Raw genomic sequence first — 21,848 nt, forward strand, 5'->3', positions numbered from 1 at the left:
TTCGCTGTGACCCCGCGCCGTGCTACGTCGACCAGGCATGGCTTAGACTGCCTCGTTGGACTCGTCCTCGAACGCTGCGAACAGCGGTTCGTCTTCGACGATTTCAGCGTTGGCGATGAACTCGTAGCTCATCAGGCCTTCAGCGATTTCACGCAAGGCTACAACGGTAGGCTTGTCGTTTTCCCACTGAACCAGTGGCTCTTTGCCGCCGGTGGCCAGTTGACGGGCACGCTTGGTAGACAGCATGACCAGCTCAAAGCGGTTTTCCACGTGGTTTAGGCAATCTTCAACGGTTACGCGGGCCATGGTATTCCTCGGAGCGAATGCAATATGCGCGCTGCCCGGTTGGGCGAGCGGACTCAACAGTTTAAAAAATCACCAGCGATTAGGGAAGCGCTGATTTTTTGACCAAGCCCTTCAACGCGCTGCAAGTGCCAATGTAAAGCCCTTGCAACGGTTTTGGGAAGAGCTGTTTAGCCGAGCAATTCGGCCAAAAGTTTTCCGTGACGTTGCTGCTGGCGCTTCTGATGCAGCTGATTGGCACGGAAAATCGCCTGCAAATCGCGCAGTGCGTGGGCGAAATCGTCGTTGATGATCAGGTAATCGTAGTCGACGTAGTGACTCATCTCGCTGACGGCTTCGCGCATCCGGCCTTCGATGATCTCGTCGCTGTCCTGGCCACGGTTGGTCAGGCGCTGGTGCAAGGCCTCCAGGGATGGCGGCAGAATGAAGATCGAGCGGGCCTGGGGCATCAACTTGCGCACTTGCTCGGCGCCTTGCCAGTCGATTTCCAGGATCAAGTCGTGGCCGGCGTCGAGGGTCTGCTGCAAGTGGCTTTGCGAGGTGCCGTAGAGATTGCCGAACACTTCGGCGCGCTCCAGGAAGTCGCCATGTTCGCCCATCTTCACAAACGCTTCGCGGGAGACGAAGTGATAGTTCACGCCGTTCACTTCACCGGGGCGCATGGCGCGGGTGGTGTGGGAAACCGAGACGCGGATCTCCTGATCGGAGTCGGTCAAGGCCTTGACCAGGCTGCTCTTGCCCGCGCCCGAAGGTGCGGAAATGATGTACAGGGTGCCGGTGCTGTGGGTCATGTCAGGGTTGCCTTACTCAATATTCTGCACTTGTTCGCGCATCTGCTCGATCAACACTTTGAGGTTGACCGCCGCCTGGGTGCTGCGCGGGTCGAAGGCTTTGGAGCCCAGTGTGTTGGCTTCGCGGTTGAGCTCCTGCATCAGGAAGTCCAGGCGCCGACCGGCAGCGCCACCGGATTTGAGCACCCGGCGAACTTCGATGATGTGAGTGCTCAGGCGATCCAGTTCTTCGGCGACGTCGCTCTTTTGCGCGAGCATGACCATTTCCTGCTCCAGCCGCTGCGGATCCATCTCGGCCTTCATGTCGGCGAAGCGGTCGAGGACCTTCTGGCGCTGGGTGGCAAGCATCTGCGGGACCAGTTCACGCAGGGTTACCACGTCTTCTTCAATGGAGGTCAGGCGATCGTTGATCAGCCGCGCCAGCTCCGCGCCTTCGCGCTCGCGGCCGGCCTTGAGTTCTTTCAGGCCTTCGTTGAACAGCGCCAGTGCTTCGGCATTCAGGGCTTGCGGGTCGGTTGCGTCGCCCACCAGCACGCCGGGCCAGGCCAGGACTTCCAGCGGGTTCAGCGCGGCCGGATTTTTGATCAGGCCGGCGATGGTCTCGGCGGCGGCGACCAATTGCGCGGCGCGCTCGCGGTCCACTTGCAGTGGTTTGTCGGTATTTTCTTCGGTGAAGCGCAAGGTGCATTCGAGCTTGCCCCGGGAGATTCCCTGGCGCAGGGCTTCGCGGACCGCGCCTTCGAGGTCGCGAAAGGACTCCGGCAGACGCAAGTGCGGCTCCAGGTAGCGGCTGTTGACCGAGCGCAGTTCCCAGCTAAGGGTGCCTTGGGCGCCGGCTTTTTCGACGCGGGCGAAGGCGGTCATGCTGTGCACCATGGAGGTACCTCGCAATGCAGGTTCATGCGTTACCAAAGGTTTCGCAGACCTGATCTATATGAATTTAAGCCGAGAGGCAGCAAAGGCGCAGGATTGTAGCGCAGTGGGGCGAATGCGCCCAAACACACGGAGTGACAAAGGGCTGCAGGCCGTCGGTAAAGCGCTATTCAGGGCCTTCAGTCGTCGGGGGATTTTTTTAGAAGTGCCCACTCGTGGCCCTGCGGCTCTATAATGCTCCGCAGTTTTCCGTCCCCCGTACAGGTATTCCCTATGAAACGTCCAAGTGGTCGCGCTGCCGATCAGCTCCGCTCGATCCGCATTACCCGCAACTACACCAAACACGCCGAGGGATCTGTACTGGTCGAGTTCGGTGATACCAAAGTCATCTGCACCGTCAGCGTCGAGAACGGCGTGCCGCGTTTCCTCAAAGGTCAGGGCCAAGGCTGGTTGACCGCTGAATACGGCATGCTGCCGCGCGCCACTGGCGAGCGTAACCAGCGGGAAGCGAGCCGCGGCAAACAAGGCGGCCGCACCCTGGAAATCCAGCGTTTGATCGGTCGTTCCCTGCGCGCTTCGCTGGACATGTCCAAGCTGGGCGACGTCACCCTGTACGTCGATTGCGACGTGATCCAGGCTGATGGCGGCACCCGCACCGCGTCCATCACCGGCGCCATGGTTGCACTGGTCGATGCCTTGAAAGTGATCAAGAAGCGCGGCGGCCTGAAAGGCGGCGACCCGCTGAAGCAAATGATTGCTGCCGTATCCGTGGGCATGTACCAGGGTGAGCCGGTACTCGACCTCGACTACCTGGAAGACTCGGCCGCCGAGACCGACCTGAACGTGGTGATGACCAGCACTGGCGGCTTCATCGAAGTCCAGGGCACTGCCGAAGGCGCGCCGTTCCAGCCGGAAGAACTGAACGCTATGCTTGAGTTGGCGAAGAAAGGCATGGCCGAAATCTTCGAGCTGCAAAAGGCTGCACTGGCCGACTGATCGGACTGTTCCACACAAGGAGGACGCCATGAGTGACGAGCAACAGCTGCTTCCCACACCGAGCAAAGAGGTTCGGCAGTGGGCAATGTTTTGTCACCTGTCCGCCTTGCTGGGGATCTGGATTCCGTTCGGTACGCTGATCGGCCCGCTGATTCTCTGGCAGATGAAGCGCGAGATGGACCCGTTTGTTGATGCTCAAGGCAAGGAGGCGCTGAACTTTCAGATCACCGTCGCCATTGCCTCGGCCATCTGCTTCCTGCTGATGGTGGTGATCGTCGGGTTCTTCCTGTTCGGTCTGTTGGCGATCGGTGCACTGGTGCTGACGATCATTGCCGGCGTCAAAGCCAATGAAGGGGTGCCTTATCGTTACCCGTTCACCTGGCGGTTGATCAAATAATCACCGCGGTCCTGTAGGAGCAAAGCTTGCTCGCGATTCAGGCGCCGCGGTGCGTCAGATACAGTGCGTCATCGTTCATCGCGAGCAAGCTTTGCTCCTACAGGAATGAGGCGTGCACAAAAAAGCCGACAGTGATGTCGGCTTTTTTGCATCTGCGAAACGACGCTTAGATGGTCAGCGTCCAGTCGTAGTCCACGATCAGCGGTGCATGTTGCGAGAACCGTGGCTGACGAGGCAAGCGTGCGCTACGTACGAAGCGGCGCAGGCCTGGAGTCAGCAACTGATAGTCGAAACGCCAACCGAGGTTGAGCATTTCAGCCTGTTCGTTATCTGGCCACCAGCTGTACTGGTCGCCTTCACGGCTGACTTCGCGCAACGCATCGACATAACCCATGTTGCCGACAATCTCGTCCATCCAGGCACGTTCAGGTGCCAGGAAGCCCGGGGATTGCTGGCTGTCACGCCAGTTCTTGATATCCAGCTTCTGTTGCGCCACGTACAGCGAGCCACAGTAAATGTACTCGCGACGTTTGCGTCGCTGTTTATCCAGATAACGGGCGAAATCGTCCATTAGCTTGAACTTCTGGTTCAAGTCTTCATCGCCATTCTGCCCCGAAGGGAGCAGTAAGGTCGCGATGCTGACCTTGTCGAAATCGGCTTGCAGGTAGCGCCCGTAGCGGTCGGCCGTCTCGAAGCCGAGACCGCTGATGACTGCCTTCGGTTGCAACCGCGAATACAAAGCCACGCCACCCTGGGCGGGAACTTCAGCTTCGCAGGCATAAAGGAAGTAGCCATCCAGTTGGAAGGCTGGATCGTCCAGTTCAAAGGCGGAGGCGCGGGTGTCCTGCAGGCAGATGACGTCGGCATTCTGTGCTTGCAGCCAACTGAGCAAACCTCGCTCCACTGCAGCCTGAATACCATTGACGTTCACACTGATGATCCGCATAAATGGCCCCAAAAATCGCGTGCGTGTATGATACACGGCGTCAACCTAATTAGCTAAATCCGTGGTATTTGGGGTTTTTTTCATGCAAGCGTATCAGCGCGATTTCATTCGTTTTGCCATCGATCGCGGCGTTTTGCGCTTCGGCGAGTTCACCCTGAAGTCCGGACGCACCAGTCCTTACTTCTTCAATGCCGGCCTGTTCAACTCGGGTTCGGCCCTTGCGCAGCTGGGTCGTTTCTACGCGGCAGCCATCGTCGAGAGCGGTATTTCGTTCGATGTATTGTTTGGCCCGGCGTACAAAGGCATCCCTTTGGCGGCGACCACCGCAGTGGCCTTGGCCGAGCATCATGACCGTGATTTGCCATGGTGCTTCAACCGCAAGGAAGCCAAGGCTCACGGCGAAGGCGGCAGCCTGGTCGGCGCACCGTTGACCGGTGACGTGCTGATCATCGACGACGTGATCACCGCTGGCACTGCCATCCGCGAGGTGATGCAGATCATCGCGTCCCAGGACGGCGCCAAGGCGGCGGGTGTGCTCATCGCCCTCAACCGTCAGGAGCGTGGTAACGGCGAGTTGTCGGCCATCCAGGAAGTGGAGCGTGACTTCGGCATTCCGGTGATCAGCATTGTTTCGCTGAACCAGGTGCTCGAATTCCTGGCGGACGATCCGCAGCTCAAGCAACACCTGCCGGCGGTTGAAGCCTACCGCGCGCAGTTCGGCGTCTAAAGAAAAGGCCCTGTGAGAACAGGGCCTTTTTGTGAGTGCTGGTATCAGGGTAGCTGTTACTCCCGTAGCCCCAAGGCGCGCAATAAGGCATCAATCTGTCCGAAAGCGTCCTGTTGCCATTGATCCGGTGTGCGATCTCCCAGGATTTGGCTGTCTTCGACGAAGCGTCTTACTGAGGTCGGGCCGTAGCCCTCGGCGATATCAAACTTTTCGCAAATGAACTGAAAACCCTGTTCGCCACTTCCCGTTCCAAGTACTGGTCGACACTCTTCTGCAAGTGCTTCTATGCCTCCGGGATAATTGCGAACGCAGTAGTAGATGTCGTATGCGTCCTTCTGTTTATGCCTTCCGTTCAGGGCATATCCCTTCATCGCAAGTAGTGCGGGGATCGAGCACACAGCGACCTCCACACGATTTTTGCCGCCCGTAGGCATGGGGCCTTCAATTGCAACCATCTGATAGAAACGCATGGCCAAGTCAGCGCCGTCGGCGCGTTGAACTGCAAAATCGTTGAGAATGGGTGGCTTGTTTTGGATGATTTCGGCGTCACGCGGCATCAAGAAATCCACGATCACATCTATCGCAGCTCCACCGTCCTGCACGGGAACCTGGCGGACTAGTTGGAATCGCCGAAGTTCTCCTCTTTGCTCGTACCCATTGCCCATCAGTGCTTCGATCAATGTTGCGTACTCGCCATCACCGAGAGCCTCTGCGTTCAGGCTCAAATCGACATCCAGGGTACCAACATGTTGCATATCGTCATTCGCAAGCAGAAGCCACGGCACCGCTCCACCGATCACTGCAAACTTGCCTCTGAAGGAACCAAGGATTTGACCCATTTCGACTAATACCGCCTTCACAGCAGTCGTCGTTCTGTCGTCATAATCTGAAGCGGATTGAGGCTCTTGAGGTACTAACGGGGCCATGTCAATTTTTCCTGTCGTAGATACTCGGCGGCTTCCTTTCCTCGCTCTCCTGCTACCGATAGATCCAGATAGGTCTGAACTGGACTGGTGCATATGGCGCCCGGCGCGGCTTCAACGGTGTCCAGTAGAAGTCCTTCGTCCTTGGGTAAAGTGATCACTACGTTTTCTCCCTTTGATGCAGGAACCAACTGTAATGCTTTGACCAATTTCTCTAGACCTTGAATGTCCGCATAAAAGTAATTCGTGCTGACCCGAGCATAGGGCGCGAGCCATTGGGCGGCAGAAAATGAGGAAAAAAGCGCGTGTCCGTTGCTCCTTTCTCCGATAGCGTTCCGCGCCGCATTTTCCAATGCGCTGCCATGTAAGGTGGTATAGAACTTTTTACGGTCCCCTGATGGACGCTCGTATGTTTCGACCCATGCATCCAAAAGGGCTTGGGGATCGTATAGACATACACCCTCGTTTGTTGTTCTTGCCCATTCTCGATTCAGCAGTGCGGTGCGGACATTGCTGACTTGACCCAGACTCGCTCCGGCAGCTTCGGAAAGTTCCATCACCCGCCAGGCTCGGTCCGGTTCCCGAAGCATCATACGAATGATCTGAGCTGATTTTGGTTTGAAGAGAGACTTCAGCTCCCTGTTCTCCGAGGGCGGCCTATCAGCAACTTGGTGGTCAATGAATACACCATCGAATGAAATCCAGGAATTGCCCTCCAGGTCCAGATATCCCACACCTTTTTCCCGACACGCTTGTCTGGCAGCGGGTGAAAGATAAGGTGCGACCACGATAGGTGTAGCCTCTGTGTTCCGCTCGTTCACGTAGTCGCGAAGCTGAAGTATGGCTGCGTTTATGAACCTGGGCTGGCCACTTGCTTTCACCTCGCAGACCAGAGAGTGCGATTTCCCTGATGTGTTTACCTCGACAGTGAAGTCGGGAGTCCAGGCTTTTGAAAGCGGGACAGATTTCAGGCTTTTAATCTCGAGGATCGGTATTTTACTCAAGAGGTTTCGCAGCGCGTCTCTTGAGTGGATTTCGAGCTCTTTCATTGATTTAACCCTTTTCAACGAATGCTGAAAATAGCCATTCTGGTGAAAACTGTCGATGATTTTCATCCAATATGATTATTTCAGCGACTGTTGAAAATAGGGTTAACAGTGAAATATGGAAAACTCACGTGCTGCTAGCCCAGCTTCCGCCATTTATCGATAAGCCGCACAGCGAGCCATACATTGAGCAGTGCAAACACCAGCAACGCCAGGACGACTAGCACGTAGAGCGTGCGCTCCACGTCGAAGTCCCAAAGATTCAGCGTGCTGCTGCCCATGATTTTCACAGCGGCAGGCAAGTTGACGTAAAACAGCGCCAGGAAGGCGCTGGTCAGAGGGAGGGCGCAGGCGAATAAAACGTTTGTTACCTTTTTTCGGCTACGTTTTCTGGCGAGCGGACCAGATTGGCTTTCATCCAGCTCCATTGCTTCATGCAGCCTCGGCCACGCCAGGTTGAACATGAAGGTGGTCAAGGTCAGCAGCAATCCACTGACCGCCACGATGTCACTGAACGGCATTGATCCCCAGCGTTGTGCAGAGCAAGTCGTGGGAATCCTCACTAATCTCGAACTGCCCGGCGCTGGCTTTACGTTTTGTGATGGGTTTGAAGGTCGGTTCGTTCTGTGTGATCAGCATGTTCAGTTCATCACGAATGACGTCTGAACTGATCACCACCAGGTACACCGTCTGCGCATGTTCCGCAGACTCGATCACGGCTCGCATGCTGTGCTGCAGAATATCGTCCAGCTGATTGCGAAAGCGCGAAACCGTGTTTTTCAGCAGGGTTTTGCTTTGGCTTTGGGTCAGCTGAAAAATCGTCGATATCTGAGATTCGGTCGGCAATGTCTGCCCGAAGTAGCTTTGAATCAGATACAGCAAGCGGTCCTGTTTCGCTTCATCGGCCCGACTCGGCATGCCGCCTTCAACCAGCATTTTCAAGTATTCGGTCAGGCTGGCCTTGGCGATTCGCTGCAGGGCGTGGGTGATTTCGTGGTCGGAGATCCTCAGGGTCTTTTTGACCGGCTCCTTTTGCTCGAGGTCGAATGCCTGGGCGTCGATCGTGAACGAGATCTGCATGGTTCAGACCCCCGTGATTACTTGGAAGGCTTGTTTGGATACGGATCTGCCACGGCGTCACCTTGGCCGGTCAGGATGTTCCAGCCATTGAGTTTGTGGGTACTTGGTTTGAAGTCTGGACACGGCGGAAGCGAAGTCTTTGACTGATTGGTGTATTCGCGCCCGCAGTCTGCGCACTCGTAAGTGCCTGCTGAAACATCACTGCCGTAGGGTACGTGGTCTTTTTTCATGGGGAAGATCTCCTGTGGATTCAGGGAAGATCCTATGCGGACTAATGCTGGCGGGATGTCGGACGTTTCGCTTAATCAGGTCAGACATTTCCTGCGCGCATAAAAAAGATCGCAGACTTCGTTAGCTCCTACAGGGTTTTCGTACATCCGAAAATCCGCTCTCGTAGGAGCTGCCGAAGGCTGCGATCTTTTTAAGGTTTGAATCAGTGACGCTTGCGATTGCTGATCAAGGTACCCACACCGGTGTCGGTGAAGATTTCCAGAAGAATCGCATTTGGCACCCGGCCATCAATGATCAACGAGCTGCCCACGCCACCTTGCACGGCTTCCAGCGCGCAACGGATCTTCGGCAGCATGCCGCCGTAGATGGTGCCGTCGGCGATCAAGTCGTCGACCTGTTGGGTGGTCAGGCCGGTCAGGACCGTGCCCGACTTGTCCATCAGGCCGGCGATGTTGGTCAGCAGCATAAGCTTTTCAGCTTTCAGCGCTTCGGCGACTTTACCGGCCACCAGGTCAGCGTTGATGTTGTACGACTCGCCGTTGGCGCCGACACCGATTGGCGCGATCACCGGGATGAAGTCACCTTTGACCAGCAGGTTCAGCAAGTCGGTGTTGATGCCGACCACTTCACCGACCTGGCCGATGTCGATGATTTCCGGTTGAGTCATCTCCGGCGTCTGGCGGGTCACGGTGAGCTTTTTCGCACGAATCAGCTCGGCATCTTTACCGGTCAGTCCGATGGCGCTGCCGCCATGACGGTTGATCAGGTTGACGATGTCCTTGTTGACCTGGCCACCGAGGACCATTTCCACCACGTCCATGGTTTGCGCGTCAGTCACGCGCATGCCATCGATGAAGTGGCTCTCGATCGACAGGCGCTTGAGCAGGTCGCCGATTTGCGGGCCGCCGCCGTGAACCACCACCGGGTTGATGCCGACGGCTTTCATCAGCACGATGTCGCGGGCGAAGCCGGTTTTCAGCTCCTCGCTTTCCATCGCGTTGCCGCCGTATTTGATCACCAGCGTCTTGCCGACATAGCGGCGAATGTAAGGCAGCGCTTCGGACAGGACCTTGGCGGTGTTGGCGGCGGCTTCGCGTTCGAGGGTCATTCAGGGCTCCGGGTGCTTCGTTAAATCAAAACGGTAATTGGAGATCAGGGGCAACACGCTTCAGTTGGACGTGGAAAACGTCCTTGATGCGCTGCAATTCAGCCTCGTCATCGGCCTCGAAGCGCAGCACCAGCACCGGTGTGGTGTTGGACGCGCGCACCAGGCCCCAGCCTTTGGCGTAGTCGACTCGCACGCCGTCAATGGTGGTCAGGTCGGCGCCTTCGCCCCACTTCGCGTCGTGCAGTGCATCAATGATGCTGAATTTGCTCTCTTCGGTCACATGGATATTGATTTCCGGCGTAGAAATATCGTTCGGGAAGGTCGCAAACAGCTCTTCCGCGGTGGATTTTTCTTTGCTGAGGATTTCCAGCAGACGCGCAGCGCTGTAAATGCCGTCGTCGAAACCGAACCAGCGTTCCTTGAAGAAGATGTGCCCACTCATTTCGCCGGCCAACAGGGCGCCGGTTTGTTTCATTTTCTTTTTGATCAACGAGTGACCGGTCTTCCACATTAGCGGACGGCCGCCGTATTCCTTGATCAGCGGTGTCAGGCGACGGGTGCATTTGACGTCGAAGATGATTTCCGCGTCAGCGTTGCGCGCCAGCACGTCACGGGCGAACAGCATCAGCAGGCGGTCCGGGTAAACGATGCTGCCGGTGTTGGTCACCACGCCGACGCGGTCGCCGTCGCCGTCGAAGGCCAGGCCCAGGTCAGCGTTGGTTTCCTTGACCTTGGCGATCAGGTCCACGAGGTTTTCAGGCTTGCCCGGGTCCGGGTGGTGATTCGGGAAGTTGCCGTCGACGTCGCAGAACAGCGGGATGACTTCGCAGTTCAGGGCTTCGATCAGTTGCGGGGCGATCACGCCGGCCGCGCCGTTACCGCAGTCGACCACGACTTTGAGGCGGCGAGCCAGTTTGATGTCCTGGACGATTTCGGTGTTGTAGCGGTCGAGGATCTCGACCTGGGTGATGCTGCCCTTGCCGCTGCTCAGGTTGTTGGTCTTGAGGCGTTCGTGCAGGGCCTGGATCTGTTCGTTGGCCAGGGTGTCGCCAGCGATGACGATCTTGAAGCCGTTGTAGTTCGACGGGTTGTGGCTGCCGGTGAGCATCACGCCGGATTTACCGGCCAGCACGTTGGCGGCGTAGTACAGCGCGGGCGTTGGCACCAGGCCGACGTCGCTGACGTGGCAACCGCTGTCGGCGAGGCCTTTGATCAGTTGTTCGACCAGTTCCGGGCCGGACAGGCGTCCGTCACGGCCGACGGACACGTTGGGTTCGTCCTGGGCCAGGCTCTGGGAACCGATGGCGCGACCGAGCCAATACGCGGTTTCAGCGTTCAAGAATTCCGGGACGGTGCCGCGAATATCGTAGGCGCGGAAGATGCTGTCGGGGAACTTGGGTGCGACTTGGGCTGGGGTGCTCATCTGTAGGAATGCTCCATCTCGAAAGTGGCTGGACCTGCCGCGAAGAACTCGTCGGCAGGCTCAAACTGAAGGGTATGACGGCGTTTTCCACTGAGAGTTCGTGGTGTGAAAAGGCCATGACCCCGACATCAGCGTGTAATGGAGCGGCCAATGCCTTGATTTTCAGTGATAAACCTTTCAGATGACGTCTTTGCAATTTGTGACGAGGGAGCTTGCTCCCGCCTCCCCGTAGGAGCTGCCGAAGGCTGCGATCTTTTGATTTTGATCTTAAAAAGCAAAATCAAAAGATCGTCCGAACGCGGCCCGAACCTTCGGCAGCTCCTACAGGGAGGGCATCTATCGGATCAATGGCTGCCGGAGTGGCCGAACCCGCCAGTGCCGCGCTGGGTTTCGACGAATTCTTCGACCATTTCAAAATGCGCTTGAACCACCGGTACCAGCACCAATTGGGCCAGGCGTTCGCCTACCACCATGTTGAAATCGGTCTGGCCACGGTTCCAGCACGACACCATCAGCGGGCCCTGGTAATCGGAGTCGATCAGGCCGACCAGGTTGCCCAGCACGATGCCGTGCTTATGGCCCAGGCCGGAGCGCGGCAGAATCAGCGCCGCCAAACCCGGATCGCCAATGTAGACGGACAGGCCAGTCGGGATCAGCAGGGTTTCGCCCGGCTTGATGACGGTGTCTTTTTCCAGCATGGCGCGCAGGTCGAGGCCGGCGGAGCCTGGCGTGGCGTACTGCGGCAGCGGGAAATCGGTACCGATGCGAGGGTCGAGGATCTTGGCTTGCAAAGCGTGCATGTAAATTAAACCTGGTTCAGACGTTCGGCGATAAAAGTGATCAGCTGGCGAGCAATCTTGCTCTTGCTGGTCTGGGCGAAAAGTGTGGCGTGTAGCTGGCGGTCGATCACGCTGCAGGCGTTTTCTTCGCTGTTGAAGCCAATGCTCGGGTTGGCGACGTCGTTGGCGACGATCAAATCGAGGTTTTTATCTTTCAACTTGCGGGCAGCGTAATCGAGCAAGTGTTCGGTTTCGGCGGCGAACCCGACACTGAACGGACGGTCGGGGCGTGTGGCAATGGTGGCCAGGATGTCTGGGTTACGCACCATCTGTAGCAACAAGCCGTCGCCGTTCGTAGGGTCTTTCTTGAGTTTCTGTGGGGCGACGACTTCCGGACGGTAGTCCGCGACCGCTGCCGAGGCGATGAACAGGTCGCAAGGGATCGCGGCTTCACACGCGGCGAGCATGTCGCGGGCGCTGACCACGTCGATGCGGGTGACGCGATCCGGGGTCGGCAGGTGCACCGGGCCGGTGATCAGCGTTACGCGGGCGCCGGCTTCCACCGCGGCTTCGGCCAGGGCAAAGCCCATCTTTCCGGAGCTGTGGTTGGTGATGTAGCGCACCGGGTCGATGTTTTCCTGGGTCGGGCCAGCGGTGATCAGCACGTGTTTGCCGGTCAGCGCCTGACGCTGGAAGCAGTCCGCCGCGCACTGGGCGAGGTCGGTGGCTTCGAGCATGCGACCCATGCCAACGTCGCCGCAGGCCTGGCTGCCGGAGGCCGGGCCGAAGGTTTTCAGGCCACGGCTCTCGAGGGTTTGCAGGTTGGCCTGGGTAGCCGGGTCGCGCCACATGGCCTGGTTCATCGCCGGGGCAACGGCGACCACTGCGTCGGTGGCCAGCACCAGCGTGGTCAGCAGGTCGTCGGCAATGCCTTGGGCCAGGCGGGCAATGAGGTCCGCGGTGGCGGGGGCGATCAGCACCAGGTCGGCCCATTTGGCCAGCTCGATGTGGCCCATGGCAGCTTCGGCCGCCGGGTCGAGCAAATCGAGGTGGACTGGATGCCCGGACAGGGCCTGCATGGTCAACGGTGTGATGAACTCGCTGCCGCCGCGGGTCATGACCACGCGCACTTCGGCACCCTGGTCGATCAGGCGGCGAACCAGGTCGGCGCTCTTGTAGGCAGCGATGCCGCCGCCGACGCCCAGAACGATGCGTTTCCGATACAGCCGCTGCATAGGTCTGCCTTTCATTTCGTTAATGACTGCATGGCGATACCCCCTCCCCAGGGATGAAATCGCCCGCAAAAAAGATGGGCTAAGATATCACAGCGACCGCTACGGAACAGCGGCGCCCACAGACCAGGGAGGTGCTATGAGTATTCGCGATTGGCCAGCGGCGGAACGGCCGCGGGAGAGGTTGCTTGAGTTGGGCTCGGGGAGCCTTTCAGACGCCGAACTGCTGGCGATTTTTTTACGAACGGGCGTGTCGGGTAAAAGCGCGGTAGATCTGGCGCGACACCTGTTGAATCAGTTTGGCAGCCTGCGCTCACTGCTCGAGGCCGATCAAGCAGCATTCAGCAGTGAGTTGGGGCTCGGGCCGGCGAAATTCGCTCAGTTGCAAGCGGTCCAGGAAATGAGCCGGCGGCATTTGGCCGAACGTGCGCGCCAAAAATCGGCGCTGGAGAATCCGCAGGCGGTTCGTGATTACCTGAAGTCAATGCTGCGCCACGAGCCTCACGAGGTGTTCGGCTGTCTGTTTTTGGATTCCAGGCATCAAGTGCAGACCTTTGAAGTGCTGTTTCGCGGATCCATCGACAGCACCAGTGTCTATCCGAGACAAGTGGTTAAACGTGCGCTGGCCCACAACGCCGCAGCGTTGATCCTCTGCCATAACCATCCGTCGGGTAATACCAACCCCAGTCAAGCCGACCGAGTGCTGACCAAGCGCCTGCAAGAGGCGCTGGACCTGATCGATGTGCGGGTGCTCGACCATTTCATCATCGGTGACGGCGATCCATTGTCCATGGCCGAGTATGGGTGGATGTAAGAGGAATCACGACAAACATAAAACCCTGTAGGAGCCGAGCTTGCTCGCGATGGCGTCGTATCAGTCACCCTGTTCAGTGAGTGAAGGAACGCCATCGCGAGCAAGCTCGGCTCCCACAGGTTTTTGTGGTGACGCTGATTACTTGAGGTTGACCTTGGAATAATCCTGGCGACCAAACGGGCTGACCTGATACCCCTCAACGTCCTTGCGCGTCAGCGCGAAGGCGGTCGGGTGGGCCAGCGGCAGCCACAGCGCCTGCTGCTGGATCTGCGCCTGGGCCTGTTCGTAGAGCTTGGTACGCACACCTTGCTCGCCGGTGGTCTTGCCGGCGCTGATCAGCTTGTCCAGGTCCTGGTTGCAGTAGCGGGCGAAGTTGGTGCCGGATTTGACCGCGGCGCAGGAAAACTGCGGCGTGAGGAAGTTGTCCGGGTCTCCGTTGTCGCCGGCCCAGCCCATGAACAACAGGTCGTGTTCACCGGCCTTGGCGCGGCGAATCAGTTCACCCCATTCGATCACCCGAATCTCGGCCTGAATGCCGATTTCCGCGAGGTCCGATTGCAGCATTTGAGCGCTGAGGCTCGGGTTCGGGTTGAGCAGACTGCCAGAAGGTCGGGTCCAGATGGTGGTCTGGAAACCGTCCTTGAGCCCGGCCTTCGCCATGAGTGCTTTGGCTTTTTCGACGTCATGCGGATAACCCGGCAGGCCTTTGGCGTAGCTCCAGGTGTTAGGCGGGTACGGGCCGTTGGCGGCCTCGGCGGTGTCTTCGAACACGGCTTTGACGTAGTTGGCCTTGTCGAACGCGAGGTTGATCGCCTGGCGCACTTCGGGCTTGTCCAGCGGCGGATGCTGGCTGTTGATGCCGACGAACGCGGTCATGAAGGCGTCAGTCTTTTCCACTTTCAGGGTCGGTTCTTTCAGCGCTGCCTGTACGTCCAGAGGCTTGGGCGATAGGGCGATCTGGCACTCGTTGCGGCGCAATTTCTGCAAACGCACGTTGGCGTCCGGGGTGATGGCGAAGATCAGCGGATCCACCGAAGGCTTGCCGCGGAAGTAGTCCGGGTTGGCCTTGTAGCGGATAGAGGCGTCCTTCTGGAAGCGTGTGAAAATGAATGGGCCGCTGCCGATCGGCTGGCTATTGAGCTTCTCCGGGGTGCCGGCCTTCATCAGTTTATCGGCGTATTCAGCCGAATAGATCGAGGCGAAGCCCATGCTCAGGGTCGCGAGGAAGGTCGAGTCCGGGTGGTCGAGGGTGAACCGTATGGTCAGCGGGTCCAGTGCGTCGATCTTCTTGATCAATGCCGGCAACTGCATCGACTGGGCGTGTGGGAAGCCGCTCTGGGCGACCTTGTGCCACGGGTTCGCCGGGTCGAGCATGCGGTCGAAACTGAATTTCACGTCTTCGGCGGTCAGGTCGCGGGTCGGGCTGAAGTATTCAGTGCGGTGGAATTTCACCTGCGGATGCAGTTTGAACACGTAGGTCAGGCCGTCGGGCGTGACTTCCCAGCTGTCCGCGAGGCTGGCGACCACTTTGCCGCTGGCGGTATCGAAATCCACCAGACGATTCATCAGCACGTCGGCCGAGGCGTTGGTGGTGGTCAGCGAGTTGTATTGCACCACGTCGAAGCCTTCCGGGCTTGCCTCAGTGCAAACGCTCAGAGCGGCGGCGTGGGCCAGTGGGCTCAGCAGAAGAGGGGCGAGCAACAGCGGTAGGGCAGCGAGGCGCATGGTCGGATTCCTTTACAGATCGAAGGCCCATCTGCAAGTGCAGTCTGGAAAAGGCTTACCCTAGTGGGCTCTTTTGCAAATGACTATCCCCTTTTTCATTTTAAGTGGACTATGTGCGCTTGTTTTCGGTGATGCGGGCCGAGGAAAACCCGGAATCGGTCGGTTGGCCGATTCTCTGCGACGAGCGGTCTTAATCGACGACAGCCTTTATCCAAGGCGCTTGGCGCGCGAAAAATGGGGAATTTACCAAGTCCGCGCACACGGAATGTTGTTGCTCTCCAGTCTTTCTGGTATAAAGCAGCGCTCTTTTCTAGGGGCCCGGTTCCTTCACTGTAGGTGTAGCCGGTAAGACCTCTAAAGAAACGCGGCGCCTGGCGCCAAATGACTGAGAGATTAAGCGGCCAACCCATGCCGGGTTGGGCATGTGGTTTTAGAGGGCTGAGGCATGTCGAGAGTATGTCAAGTTACCGGTAAGGGTCCGGTGACTGGGAATAACATTTCCCACGCAAACAACAAAACCCGTCGTCGTTTCCTGCCGAACCTGCAGCATCACCGCTTCTGGGTTGAAGAAGAGAAACGTTTCGTGCGTCTGCGCGTATCTGCCAAAGGCATGCGTATCATCGACAAGCGTGGCATTACTGTCGTGCTGGCCGAAATTCGCAAAGCTGGCAAGATCTAAGGGAGCTAATCATGCGTGAATTGATTCGAATGATTTCTAGCGCCGGTACTGGTCACTTCTACACTACCGACAAGAACAAGCGTACTACTCCGGACAAGCTCGAAAAGCGCATGTTCGATCCGCGCGTTCGTAAGCACGTGATGTACAAAGAAGGCAAAATCAAGTAATTGATTTTTCTCTCTTACGAAAAAGGCCCGTATCGCGAGATACGGGCCTTTTTTGTTGCCAAATGAACGGTTGCACCGAGTGATCAACCGCAGGACATGCTAGTAATCTTCAAGTCCAGATCGGTGATGACTCGCAGGCGATCGGGGTCGAATTCTTGCGTGACGGGATTGACTATAACCCTGGCTGCGCGCGTCTCCACGCGTGCCTGCTCCAAAACTGTCCGTGTTAAATATTCGCCGATGAGGTAGCTAGCCCGCTGCGCATTGCACCGCTTCAATTCGCCGGCATGCGCCTGCATCAGGGTCAGTGCAATGGTGAGACTTGTCAGAAGTCCCGCAGTGAAGAGTCTGCTCATGAGTATTCGCTTCCGTGTGAAAGATGAGGGTATGGCTCCTTTTCCCAGGAGCCAGGCCAGCATCCGCCATGGTCAGCGAAGCAGTGCGGTAACTATTTATCGCGAACCTCAGGCCTTCTGTTCAAACACTACATAAACCTTGCGGCACGGCTCCAGCACCTCCCAGGTACCGCGAAAGCCCGCCGGGATCACGAAGCGATCACCAACCCGCAAGGTCTTGCCGTTGCCTTCGTTGTCGCGCAGCACTGAAACGCCCTGAACGATTTCGCAGTATTCATGCTCGGTGTAGTTCACATGCCACTGGCCGACTTCGCCTTCCCACACGCCTGCGCTCATCTGGCCGCAAGGACTGTTGTAGTGGTTGTACACTGCTTGTTCAGGGTCGCCCTTGAGGACTTTCGCCGGGTCTGGTCGATAGCGATCGGGCTGGGTGGTGGCCTGGCTGAAGTCGACGATGTCCTGGATGCTCATTGTTGTTATCCCCCGTGATTGCGGCGCGATGGCTGGAAAGTCCAAAGTCTATGTTTATTAAAATGAACACCGCAAGGCCGTTTGCCGACCTTGTGTCAAATATATTGAAACAACCCCGGCCACTGGTTTAGGGTGGCAGTTGCCTTGGGCCGGAAAAGCAGGATGGCCGGGCAGAATTCCTGACAGCGCCCGCGAAGACCGTGGAGCGTTCGTATTCAATAAGAGGAGGACACTCGTATGACCACCCTGACTCGTGCCGATTGGGAACAACGGGCTCGCGATCTGAAGATCGAAGGCCGCGCCTACATCAATGGTGAATACACCGATGCTGTCTCCGCCGAGACCTTCGAGTGCATCAGCCCGGTCGATGGCCGTCTGCTGGGCAAGATTGCCAGCTGTGACGCCGCCGACGCCCAGCGCGCTGTTGAAAACGCCCGCGCCACTTTCAATTCCGGCGTCTGGTCGCGCCTGGCGCCGACCAAACGTAAAGCCACCATGATCCGTTTCGCCGGCCTGCTGAAACAGCACGCCGAAGAGCTGGCCCTGCTTGAAACCCTGGACATGGGCAAGCCGATCAGCGATTCCCTGTACATCGACGTTCCAGGCGCGGCGCAAGCCCTGAGCTGGAGCGGTGAAGCCATCGACAAGATCTACGACGAAGTGGCCGCGACTCCCCATGACCAGCTGGGTCTGGTGACCCGCGAACCCGTCGGCGTAGTCGGCGCCATCGTGCCGTGGAATTTCCCGCTGATGATGGCTTGCTGGAAGCTCGGCCCGGCGCTGTCCACCGGTAACTCGGTGATCCTCAAGCCATCCGAAAAATCACCGCTGACCGCCATCCGCATCGCTGCGCTGGCCGTCGAAGCCGGTATTCCGAAAGGCGTGCTGAACGTCCTGCCAGGCTACGGTCACACCGTCGGCAAGGCCCTGGCCCTGCACAATGATGTGGACACCCTGGTGTTCACCGGTTCGACCAAAATCGCCAAGCAACTGCTGATCTACTCCGGCGAATCGAACATGAAACGCGTCTGGCTCGAAGCTGGCGGCAAGAGCCCGAACATCGTGTTCGCCGATGCGCCGGATCTGCAAGCTGCCGCTGAATCGGCTGCCGGTGCCATCGCCTTCAACCAGGGCGAAGTCTGCACCGCCGGCTCGCGCCTGCTGGTGGAGCGTTCGATCAAGGATAAATTCCTGCCGCTGGTGATCGAGGCGCTCAAGACCTGGAAACCGGGCAACCCGCTGGACCCGGCAACCAATGTCGGCGCGCTGGTGGATACCCAGCAGATGAACACCGTGCTGTCCTACATCGAATCCGGCCACACCGACGGTGCCAAACTGGTGGCGGGCGGCAAGCGCATTCTTCAGGAAACCGGTGGCACTTACGTTGAACCGACGATTTTCGACGGCGTCAGCAATGCGATGAAAATCGCTCAGGAAGAAATCTTCGGCCCAGTGCTGTCGGTGATCACGTTCGATACCGCCGAAGAAGCCATTGCGATTGCCAACGACACCCCTTACGGCTTGGCCGCAGCGGTGTGGACCAAGGATATTTCCAAGGCCCATCTGACTGCCAAGGCACTGCGCGCTGGTAGCGTGTGGGTCAACCAGTATGACGGCGGCGACATGACGGCCCCGTTCGGTGGCTTCAAGCAGTCCGGCAACGGTCGCGACAAGTCGCTGCATGCGTTCGACAAGTACACCGAACTGAAGGCGACCTGGATCAAGTTGTAAGTCGTTAAAGGAGGCCTGTCGCAGTAACAGGCCTTCTAAACGACGCAGATCCTATGTGGGAGCGAGCCTGCTCGCGATTGCGGTGTGACAGTCGACGGAAATGTTGAATGTTGTACCGTCATCGCGAGCAGGCTCGCTCCCACAGTGTTTTGTGCTGTACAAAAAATATCCACAGGAGCGTGGGAAATGCGTTGGGCGACTTATTTCGCCGTATTGGCGTCCGTCTTGAGTGTTGGCCTGGCCTTGGGCGTCAGCATGCCGTTGGTGTCGTTTCGCCTGGAAAGCTGGGGTTACGGCTCGTTCGCTATCGGCGTGATGGCAGCGATGCCCGCCATTGGCGTATTGCTGGGGGCAAAGATCTCCAGCCATCTGGCCGCGCGTCTGGGCACGGCCAATCTGATGCGTTTGTGCCTATGGGCCGGGGCGTTGTCCATCGGTTTGCTGGCGCTGTTGCCGAGCTATCCGATTTGGCTGGTATTGCGGTTGATGATCGGGGTGATCCTGACCCTCGTCTTCATCCTCGGCGAAAGCTGGATCAACCAGCTTGTGGTTGAAGAGTGGCGCGGGCGCTTGGTGGCGTTGTATGGCAGCAGCTACGCGCTGAGTCAGCTGGCCGGGCCGTTGCTGCTTGGCGTACTGGGCACTGAGCACGATTACGGATTCTGGGTCGGCGTCGGTTTGCTGATGGCGGCACCGCTCCTGCTGCTGGGCCGCAGCGGTGCGCCCTCCAGCGAAGCCAGCAGCGTGACCTTCGGCGACTTGCTGGGTTTCTGCCGTGGCCTGCCGGCGATTGCCTGGGCAGTGTCGCTGTTCGCAGCGTTCGAAGCGATGATCCTGACCTTGTTGCCGGTGTATTGCCTGCGTCAGGGCTTTACGACGGAAATTGCGCTGGCGATGGTCAGCACGGTGGTGGTGGGTGATGCCTTGCTGCAGTTGCCGATTGGCGCACTGGCCGATCGCTTGTCGCGACGTACGTTGTTCACCGGGTGTGCGGTGGTCCTGCTGATATCGAGCCTGGCCATCCCGTTGTTGATCGACACGTTGCTGATCTGGCCGTTGTGGGTGTTGTTCGGTGCCAGTGCCGGCGGCTTGTTCACCTTGTCACTGATCCTGATCGGCGAGCGCTATCGCGACGATGCACTGGTGCGCGCCAATGCGCATATCGCGCAGCTGTGGGGGATCGGTTGCCTGGTCGGACCGCTGGCGGCCGGCGCCGGCAGTCAGTGGATCAGCGGGCATGCGTTGCCGCTGCTGATGGCGGCGGGTGCGTTGGGGTTGGTGATTCTGCTGTCACGGCAAGGCGCGTTTGGTGCCGTGCAACCCGCATAGATCGCCCAGATCGCAGCCTTCGGCAGCTCCTACATTTGAAATACGGTTTCCTGTAGGAGCTGCCGAAGGCTGCGATCTGGGCGATTGAGGCTACAACATCCGCTCCAGGCCGACCACGCTGCTGAGCCATGAATTGAAATGCTGCCACCAACTTCCCGGTTCTTTGGTCAGTGTGTGCTGTTTGCCGTCATCTTCAGTGACCCAGACGATCTGGCCCTTTTCCAGCCGGACGTGATAGCTGAGGGGCGGCGCCATACCCTCCAGTGCCAGTTCGCGCACCCGTCCGGCGAGCTTCGGGTTGTCCACCAGTACCCCGACTTCGGTGTTCCACAGTACCGAGCGCGGGTCGAAATTGAACGAGCCGATGAAGGCTTTTTGTCGGTCGAAAACCATCGCCTTGCTGTGCAGGCTGGATTCGGAACCACGGGAGGTGCGGCTCCCGCTGTGGAACAGGCTCGGTCCGCTGCCGCTGCGACCGTTGTCGCCGGGCTGGCGGCGTAATTCGAACAATTGCACACCGTGCTCCAGCAAGGCTTTGCGATAAGGCGCGTAACCACCATGCGTGGCCGGTACATCGGTGGCTTCCAGTGAATTGGTCAGCAAACTCACCGACACGCCCGCATCAGCGCGACCGGTCAGGTACACCAGGCCCGGTTGGGCGGGGACGATGTAGGGCGAGACCATGATCAGCTCCTTGCTGACCCCATTGAGTTCGGGCGCCAGCTGGGTGGTCAGTAGCAGGTGCGGGGCCGGTTCGCCGTCGGCCAGCACCTTGCTCGGTGCGTCCCACAGCGCCTGGTTCCAGGCCCAGATCAACTCTCGGCGCCAGACATCCAGGCGCGGGTGAGTGGTATAGGCCATTAACTGCTGATAAAGCGCGTGGTTCTGTTTGCGCGTTTCCTCCAGGGATTCGTCCAGTCGGGTCCGGGTATTTCTCAGATCCTTGGCTGTCGGCCTGGTCGAGAGAAACTGCTCGATCGGCTTGCTCAGGGCGCTGTTCCAGTACTGGTCGAAGCTATGCCCCAGCTGCTCTGCAACCGGGCCGACACTGAGCATGTCGATGTCGGTGAAATTGAGGTTGGGCTCGGCATCGAAATACTCGTCCCCCAGGTTGCGCCCGCCCACGATCGCCGCGCTGTTGTCTGCGACCCACAGTTTGTTGTGCATGCGTCGGTGTTGCTGCGACAGGTTGAAGAGTCGGCCCATGGTTCGCGTAACGACGGTGCTGCGGCCCAAGTGCAGCGGGTTGAACACCCGGATCTGAATCTTTGGATGTGCGGCAAGGGTCGCGATGATTCGATCCTGGCCATCGCTGGTGGTGTCGTCGAGCAAAATCCGCACCCGCACGCCGCGGTCGGCGGCGTTGAGCAGTTCGCTCACCAGTATTCGTGTGCTGATGCCGTCGTGGACAATGTAGTACTGCAGATCGAGGCTGCTTTGGGCTTTGCGAATCAGCTCGGCGCGGGCGGTGAAGGCCTCTGAGCTATCGGAGAGCAAGCGAAAGCCCGATTGGCCCCCATGGGGGGCGGCCTGTGCCTGGATCGAACGGCCGAACGCAGAATCGGCGGCCGGCAGGGCCTGGCTCGGTTCGCGAGGGACATTGAGTGTTGTACAGCCACCAAGGAGCGAGGCGAGTAACAGAAGAGCAAGCAGGAGCTGTCTGATTCTCACGGAGCGTATTCCGGGTGGTGACGGTTAGCATATGGACGCCGCGTCCCGAA

Annotated in this window: 24 protein-coding genes and 1 pseudogene; 8 read left to right on the forward strand and 17 right to left on the reverse strand. The window is 58.5% G+C overall.

The features are described 5' to 3' along the window. Nucleotides 1-42: 42 nt before the first annotated feature. The 3 genes from rpoZ to PMI27_RS13170 form a co-directional block, all read right to left on the reverse strand. A complete protein-coding gene (rpoZ, locus tag PMI27_RS13180) occupies nucleotides 43-306 on the reverse strand; it encodes a DNA-directed RNA polymerase subunit omega (protein WP_007894670.1) in 264 nt (87 codons plus the stop codon). A 167-nt stretch (nucleotides 307-473) separates the two neighbouring features. Next, nucleotides 474-1,094: a guanylate kinase gene (gmk, locus tag PMI27_RS13175; protein ID WP_008150143.1), complete on the reverse strand. Its 621-nt coding sequence runs from the start codon at nucleotides 1,092-1,094 to the stop codon at nucleotides 474-476. Between the two features lie 12 nt (nucleotides 1,095-1,106). Next, nucleotides 1,107-1,970, reverse strand: coding sequence for a YicC/YloC family endoribonuclease (locus PMI27_RS13170; RefSeq protein ID WP_008150145.1), 864 nt, complete (start codon nucleotides 1,968-1,970; stop codon nucleotides 1,107-1,109). Between the two features lie 270 nt (nucleotides 1,971-2,240). Between PMI27_RS13170 and rph the strand changes: the two genes are divergently transcribed. Continuing rightward, entirely contained in the window at nucleotides 2,241-2,963 is a 723-nt protein-coding gene (gene rph / locus PMI27_RS13165) for a ribonuclease PH (RefSeq protein ID WP_008150147.1), read from the forward strand. A 28-nt stretch (nucleotides 2,964-2,991) separates the two neighbouring features. Next, nucleotides 2,992-3,360 carry a DUF4870 domain-containing protein gene (locus PMI27_RS13160; protein ID WP_008150150.1) on the forward strand — a complete coding sequence of 123 codons (369 nt, stop codon included), beginning with the start codon at nucleotides 2,992-2,994 and terminating at the stop codon, nucleotides 3,358-3,360. 166 nt (nucleotides 3,361-3,526) lie between these two features. Here PMI27_RS13160 and PMI27_RS13155 read toward each other — a convergent pair whose 3' ends face one another. Then, nucleotides 3,527-4,306, reverse strand: coding sequence for an exodeoxyribonuclease III (locus tag PMI27_RS13155; protein WP_007934608.1), 780 nt, complete (start codon nucleotides 4,304-4,306; stop codon nucleotides 3,527-3,529). An 82-nt stretch (nucleotides 4,307-4,388) separates the two neighbouring features. Here PMI27_RS13155 and pyrE point away from each other — a divergent pair, with 82 nt between their 5' ends. Further along, nucleotides 4,389-5,033 (forward strand): orotate phosphoribosyltransferase, encoded by a 645-nt coding sequence (gene pyrE / locus PMI27_RS13150; RefSeq protein ID WP_007934609.1) that lies wholly within the window; start codon nucleotides 4,389-4,391, stop codon nucleotides 5,031-5,033. Nucleotides 5,034-5,089: 56 nt separating this feature from the next. On the opposite strand, the gene PMI27_RS13145 is transcribed toward pyrE, so the two are convergent. The 9 genes and pseudogenes from PMI27_RS13145 to coaBC all read right to left on the reverse strand — a co-directional run bounded on the left by PMI27_RS13145 (nucleotide 5,090) and on the right by coaBC (nucleotide 12,858). Further along, on the reverse strand, nucleotides 5,090-5,959 hold the full coding sequence (locus PMI27_RS13145) for a hypothetical protein (protein WP_008150152.1): 870 nt from the start codon (nucleotides 5,957-5,959) through the stop codon (nucleotides 5,090-5,092). Further along, the gene (locus PMI27_RS13140; RefSeq protein WP_238545908.1) at nucleotides 5,947-7,071 is read right to left on the reverse strand and encodes a type IV toxin-antitoxin system AbiEi family antitoxin; all 1,125 of its coding nucleotides are present in this window, start codon (nucleotides 7,069-7,071) and stop codon (nucleotides 5,947-5,949) included. The genes PMI27_RS13145 and PMI27_RS13140 overlap by 13 nt, the downstream gene beginning before the upstream one ends. Before the next feature lie 68 nt (nucleotides 7,072-7,139). After that, entirely contained in the window at nucleotides 7,140-7,523 is a 384-nt protein-coding gene (locus PMI27_RS13135) for a hypothetical protein (protein ID WP_008150156.1), read from the reverse strand. Continuing rightward, complete coding sequence (locus PMI27_RS13130) at nucleotides 7,510-8,082, reverse strand: hypothetical protein (RefSeq protein ID WP_008150158.1); 573 nt, start codon at nucleotides 8,080-8,082, stop codon at nucleotides 7,510-7,512. The genes PMI27_RS13135 and PMI27_RS13130 overlap by 14 nt, the downstream gene beginning before the upstream one ends. Nucleotides 8,083-8,099: 17 nt before the next feature. Then, nucleotides 8,100-8,312 (reverse strand): hypothetical protein, encoded by a 213-nt coding sequence (locus PMI27_RS13125; RefSeq protein WP_008150160.1) that lies wholly within the window; start codon nucleotides 8,310-8,312, stop codon nucleotides 8,100-8,102. A gap of 203 nt (nucleotides 8,313-8,515) precedes the next feature. Further along, entirely contained in the window at nucleotides 8,516-9,421 is a 906-nt protein-coding gene (argB, locus tag PMI27_RS13120; RefSeq protein ID WP_008007602.1) for an acetylglutamate kinase, read from the reverse strand. 25 nt (nucleotides 9,422-9,446) lie between these two features. Further along, a pseudogene (locus tag PMI27_RS13115) lies at nucleotides 9,447-10,823 on the reverse strand (phosphomannomutase/phosphoglucomutase); the annotation flags it as partial. A gap of 365 nt (nucleotides 10,824-11,188) precedes the next feature. After that, on the reverse strand, nucleotides 11,189-11,644 hold the full coding sequence (gene dut, locus PMI27_RS13110) for a dUTP diphosphatase (protein ID WP_008150163.1): 456 nt from the start codon (nucleotides 11,642-11,644) through the stop codon (nucleotides 11,189-11,191). A gap of 5 nt (nucleotides 11,645-11,649) precedes the next feature. Next, entirely contained in the window at nucleotides 11,650-12,858 is a 1,209-nt protein-coding gene (gene coaBC / locus PMI27_RS13105) for a bifunctional phosphopantothenoylcysteine decarboxylase/phosphopantothenate--cysteine ligase CoaBC (protein ID WP_008150165.1), read from the reverse strand. A gap of 136 nt (nucleotides 12,859-12,994) precedes the next feature. Between coaBC and radC the strand changes: the two genes are divergently transcribed. Then, the gene (radC, locus tag PMI27_RS13100; RefSeq protein ID WP_008150167.1) at nucleotides 12,995-13,669 is read left to right on the forward strand and encodes a RadC family protein; all 675 of its coding nucleotides are present in this window, start codon (nucleotides 12,995-12,997) and stop codon (nucleotides 13,667-13,669) included. Nucleotides 13,670-13,807: 138 nt separating this feature from the next. On the opposite strand, the gene PMI27_RS13095 is transcribed toward radC, so the two are convergent. After that, entirely contained in the window at nucleotides 13,808-15,394 is a 1,587-nt protein-coding gene (locus tag PMI27_RS13095) for an ABC transporter substrate-binding protein (RefSeq protein WP_008150170.1), read from the reverse strand. A 445-nt stretch (nucleotides 15,395-15,839) separates the two neighbouring features. Here PMI27_RS13095 and rpmB point away from each other — a divergent pair, with 445 nt between their 5' ends. Together rpmB and rpmG are read left to right on the forward strand one after the other, a co-directional pair. Next, nucleotides 15,840-16,073, forward strand: a complete 234-nt coding sequence (gene rpmB / locus PMI27_RS13090; protein ID WP_007894701.1) for a 50S ribosomal protein L28 — start codon at nucleotides 15,840-15,842, stop codon at nucleotides 16,071-16,073. Nucleotides 16,074-16,084: 11 nt separating this feature from the next. Then, the gene (gene rpmG / locus PMI27_RS13085) at nucleotides 16,085-16,240 is read left to right on the forward strand and encodes a 50S ribosomal protein L33 (protein ID WP_008150173.1); all 156 of its coding nucleotides are present in this window, start codon (nucleotides 16,085-16,087) and stop codon (nucleotides 16,238-16,240) included. A gap of 83 nt (nucleotides 16,241-16,323) precedes the next feature. On the opposite strand, the gene PMI27_RS13080 is transcribed toward rpmG, so the two are convergent. After that, nucleotides 16,324-16,596 (reverse strand): I78 family peptidase inhibitor, encoded by a 273-nt coding sequence (locus PMI27_RS13080; RefSeq protein WP_008150175.1) that lies wholly within the window; start codon nucleotides 16,594-16,596, stop codon nucleotides 16,324-16,326. A 108-nt stretch (nucleotides 16,597-16,704) separates the two neighbouring features. Beyond that, entirely contained in the window at nucleotides 16,705-17,067 is a 363-nt protein-coding gene (locus tag PMI27_RS13075) for a cupin domain-containing protein (protein ID WP_008150176.1), read from the reverse strand. Between the two features lie 237 nt (nucleotides 17,068-17,304). Between PMI27_RS13075 and PMI27_RS13070 the strand changes: the two genes are divergently transcribed. Both PMI27_RS13070 and PMI27_RS13065 read left to right on the forward strand, forming a co-directional pair. Beyond that, nucleotides 17,305-18,798 carry an aldehyde dehydrogenase gene (locus tag PMI27_RS13070; protein WP_008150178.1) on the forward strand — a complete coding sequence of 498 codons (1,494 nt, stop codon included), beginning with the start codon at nucleotides 17,305-17,307 and terminating at the stop codon, nucleotides 18,796-18,798. A 186-nt stretch (nucleotides 18,799-18,984) separates the two neighbouring features. Continuing rightward, nucleotides 18,985-20,127: an MFS transporter gene (locus PMI27_RS13065; protein ID WP_008150180.1), complete on the forward strand. Its 1,143-nt coding sequence runs from the start codon at nucleotides 18,985-18,987 to the stop codon at nucleotides 20,125-20,127. Between the two features lie 90 nt (nucleotides 20,128-20,217). Here PMI27_RS13065 and PMI27_RS13060 read toward each other — a convergent pair whose 3' ends face one another. Beyond that, the gene (locus PMI27_RS13060; RefSeq protein WP_008150181.1) at nucleotides 20,218-21,798 is read right to left on the reverse strand and encodes a phospholipase D family protein; all 1,581 of its coding nucleotides are present in this window, start codon (nucleotides 21,796-21,798) and stop codon (nucleotides 20,218-20,220) included. Nucleotides 21,799-21,848 lie beyond the last annotated feature (50 nt).

The sequence above is a fragment of the Pseudomonas sp. GM41(2012) genome (assembly GCF_000282315.2).
Classification (GTDB): Bacteria; Pseudomonadota; Gammaproteobacteria; order Pseudomonadales; family Pseudomonadaceae; genus Aquipseudomonas.

What these genes read in the sequence shown, in the direction of transcription:
- rpoZ (WP_007894670.1), bottom strand. Translation starts at nt 306, where the DNA reads ATGGCCCGCGTAACCGTTGAAGATTGCCTAAACCACGTGGAAAACCGC.
- gmk (WP_008150143.1), bottom strand. Translation starts at nt 1,094, where the DNA reads ATGACCCACAGCACCGGCACCCTGTACATCATTTCCGCACCTTCGGGC.
- PMI27_RS13170 (WP_008150145.1), bottom strand. Translation starts at nt 1,970, where the DNA reads ATGGTGCACAGCATGACCGCCTTCGCCCGCGTCGAAAAAGCCGGCGCC.
- rph (WP_008150147.1), top strand. Translation starts at nt 2,241, where the DNA reads ATGAAACGTCCAAGTGGTCGCGCTGCCGATCAGCTCCGCTCGATCCGC.
- PMI27_RS13160 (WP_008150150.1), top strand. Translation starts at nt 2,992, where the DNA reads ATGAGTGACGAGCAACAGCTGCTTCCCACACCGAGCAAAGAGGTTCGG.
- PMI27_RS13155 (WP_007934608.1), bottom strand. Translation starts at nt 4,306, where the DNA reads ATGCGGATCATCAGTGTGAACGTCAATGGTATTCAGGCTGCAGTGGAG.
- pyrE (WP_007934609.1), top strand. Translation starts at nt 4,389, where the DNA reads ATGCAAGCGTATCAGCGCGATTTCATTCGTTTTGCCATCGATCGCGGC.
- PMI27_RS13145 (WP_008150152.1), bottom strand. Translation starts at nt 5,959, where the DNA reads ATGGCCCCGTTAGTACCTCAAGAGCCTCAATCCGCTTCAGATTATGAC.
- PMI27_RS13140 (WP_238545908.1), bottom strand. Translation starts at nt 7,071, where the DNA reads ATGAAAATCATCGACAGTTTTCACCAGAATGGCTATTTTCAGCATTCG.
- PMI27_RS13135 (WP_008150156.1), bottom strand. Translation starts at nt 7,523, where the DNA reads ATGCCGTTCAGTGACATCGTGGCGGTCAGTGGATTGCTGCTGACCTTG.
- PMI27_RS13130 (WP_008150158.1), bottom strand. Translation starts at nt 8,082, where the DNA reads ATGCAGATCTCGTTCACGATCGACGCCCAGGCATTCGACCTCGAGCAA.
- PMI27_RS13125 (WP_008150160.1), bottom strand. Translation starts at nt 8,312, where the DNA reads ATGAAAAAAGACCACGTACCCTACGGCAGTGATGTTTCAGCAGGCACT.
- argB (WP_008007602.1), bottom strand. Translation starts at nt 9,421, where the DNA reads ATGACCCTCGAACGCGAAGCCGCCGCCAACACCGCCAAGGTCCTGTCC.
- dut (WP_008150163.1), bottom strand. Translation starts at nt 11,644, where the DNA reads ATGCACGCTTTGCAAGCCAAGATCCTCGACCCTCGCATCGGTACCGAT.
- coaBC (WP_008150165.1), bottom strand. Translation starts at nt 12,858, where the DNA reads ATGCAGCGGCTGTATCGGAAACGCATCGTTCTGGGCGTCGGCGGCGGC.
- radC (WP_008150167.1), top strand. Translation starts at nt 12,995, where the DNA reads ATGAGTATTCGCGATTGGCCAGCGGCGGAACGGCCGCGGGAGAGGTTG.
- PMI27_RS13095 (WP_008150170.1), bottom strand. Translation starts at nt 15,394, where the DNA reads ATGCGCCTCGCTGCCCTACCGCTGTTGCTCGCCCCTCTTCTGCTGAGC.
- rpmB (WP_007894701.1), top strand. Translation starts at nt 15,840, where the DNA reads ATGTCGAGAGTATGTCAAGTTACCGGTAAGGGTCCGGTGACTGGGAAT.
- rpmG (WP_008150173.1), top strand. Translation starts at nt 16,085, where the DNA reads ATGCGTGAATTGATTCGAATGATTTCTAGCGCCGGTACTGGTCACTTC.
- PMI27_RS13080 (WP_008150175.1), bottom strand. Translation starts at nt 16,596, where the DNA reads ATGAGCAGACTCTTCACTGCGGGACTTCTGACAAGTCTCACCATTGCA.
- PMI27_RS13075 (WP_008150176.1), bottom strand. Translation starts at nt 17,067, where the DNA reads ATGAGCATCCAGGACATCGTCGACTTCAGCCAGGCCACCACCCAGCCC.
- PMI27_RS13070 (WP_008150178.1), top strand. Translation starts at nt 17,305, where the DNA reads ATGACCACCCTGACTCGTGCCGATTGGGAACAACGGGCTCGCGATCTG.
- PMI27_RS13065 (WP_008150180.1), top strand. Translation starts at nt 18,985, where the DNA reads ATGCGTTGGGCGACTTATTTCGCCGTATTGGCGTCCGTCTTGAGTGTT.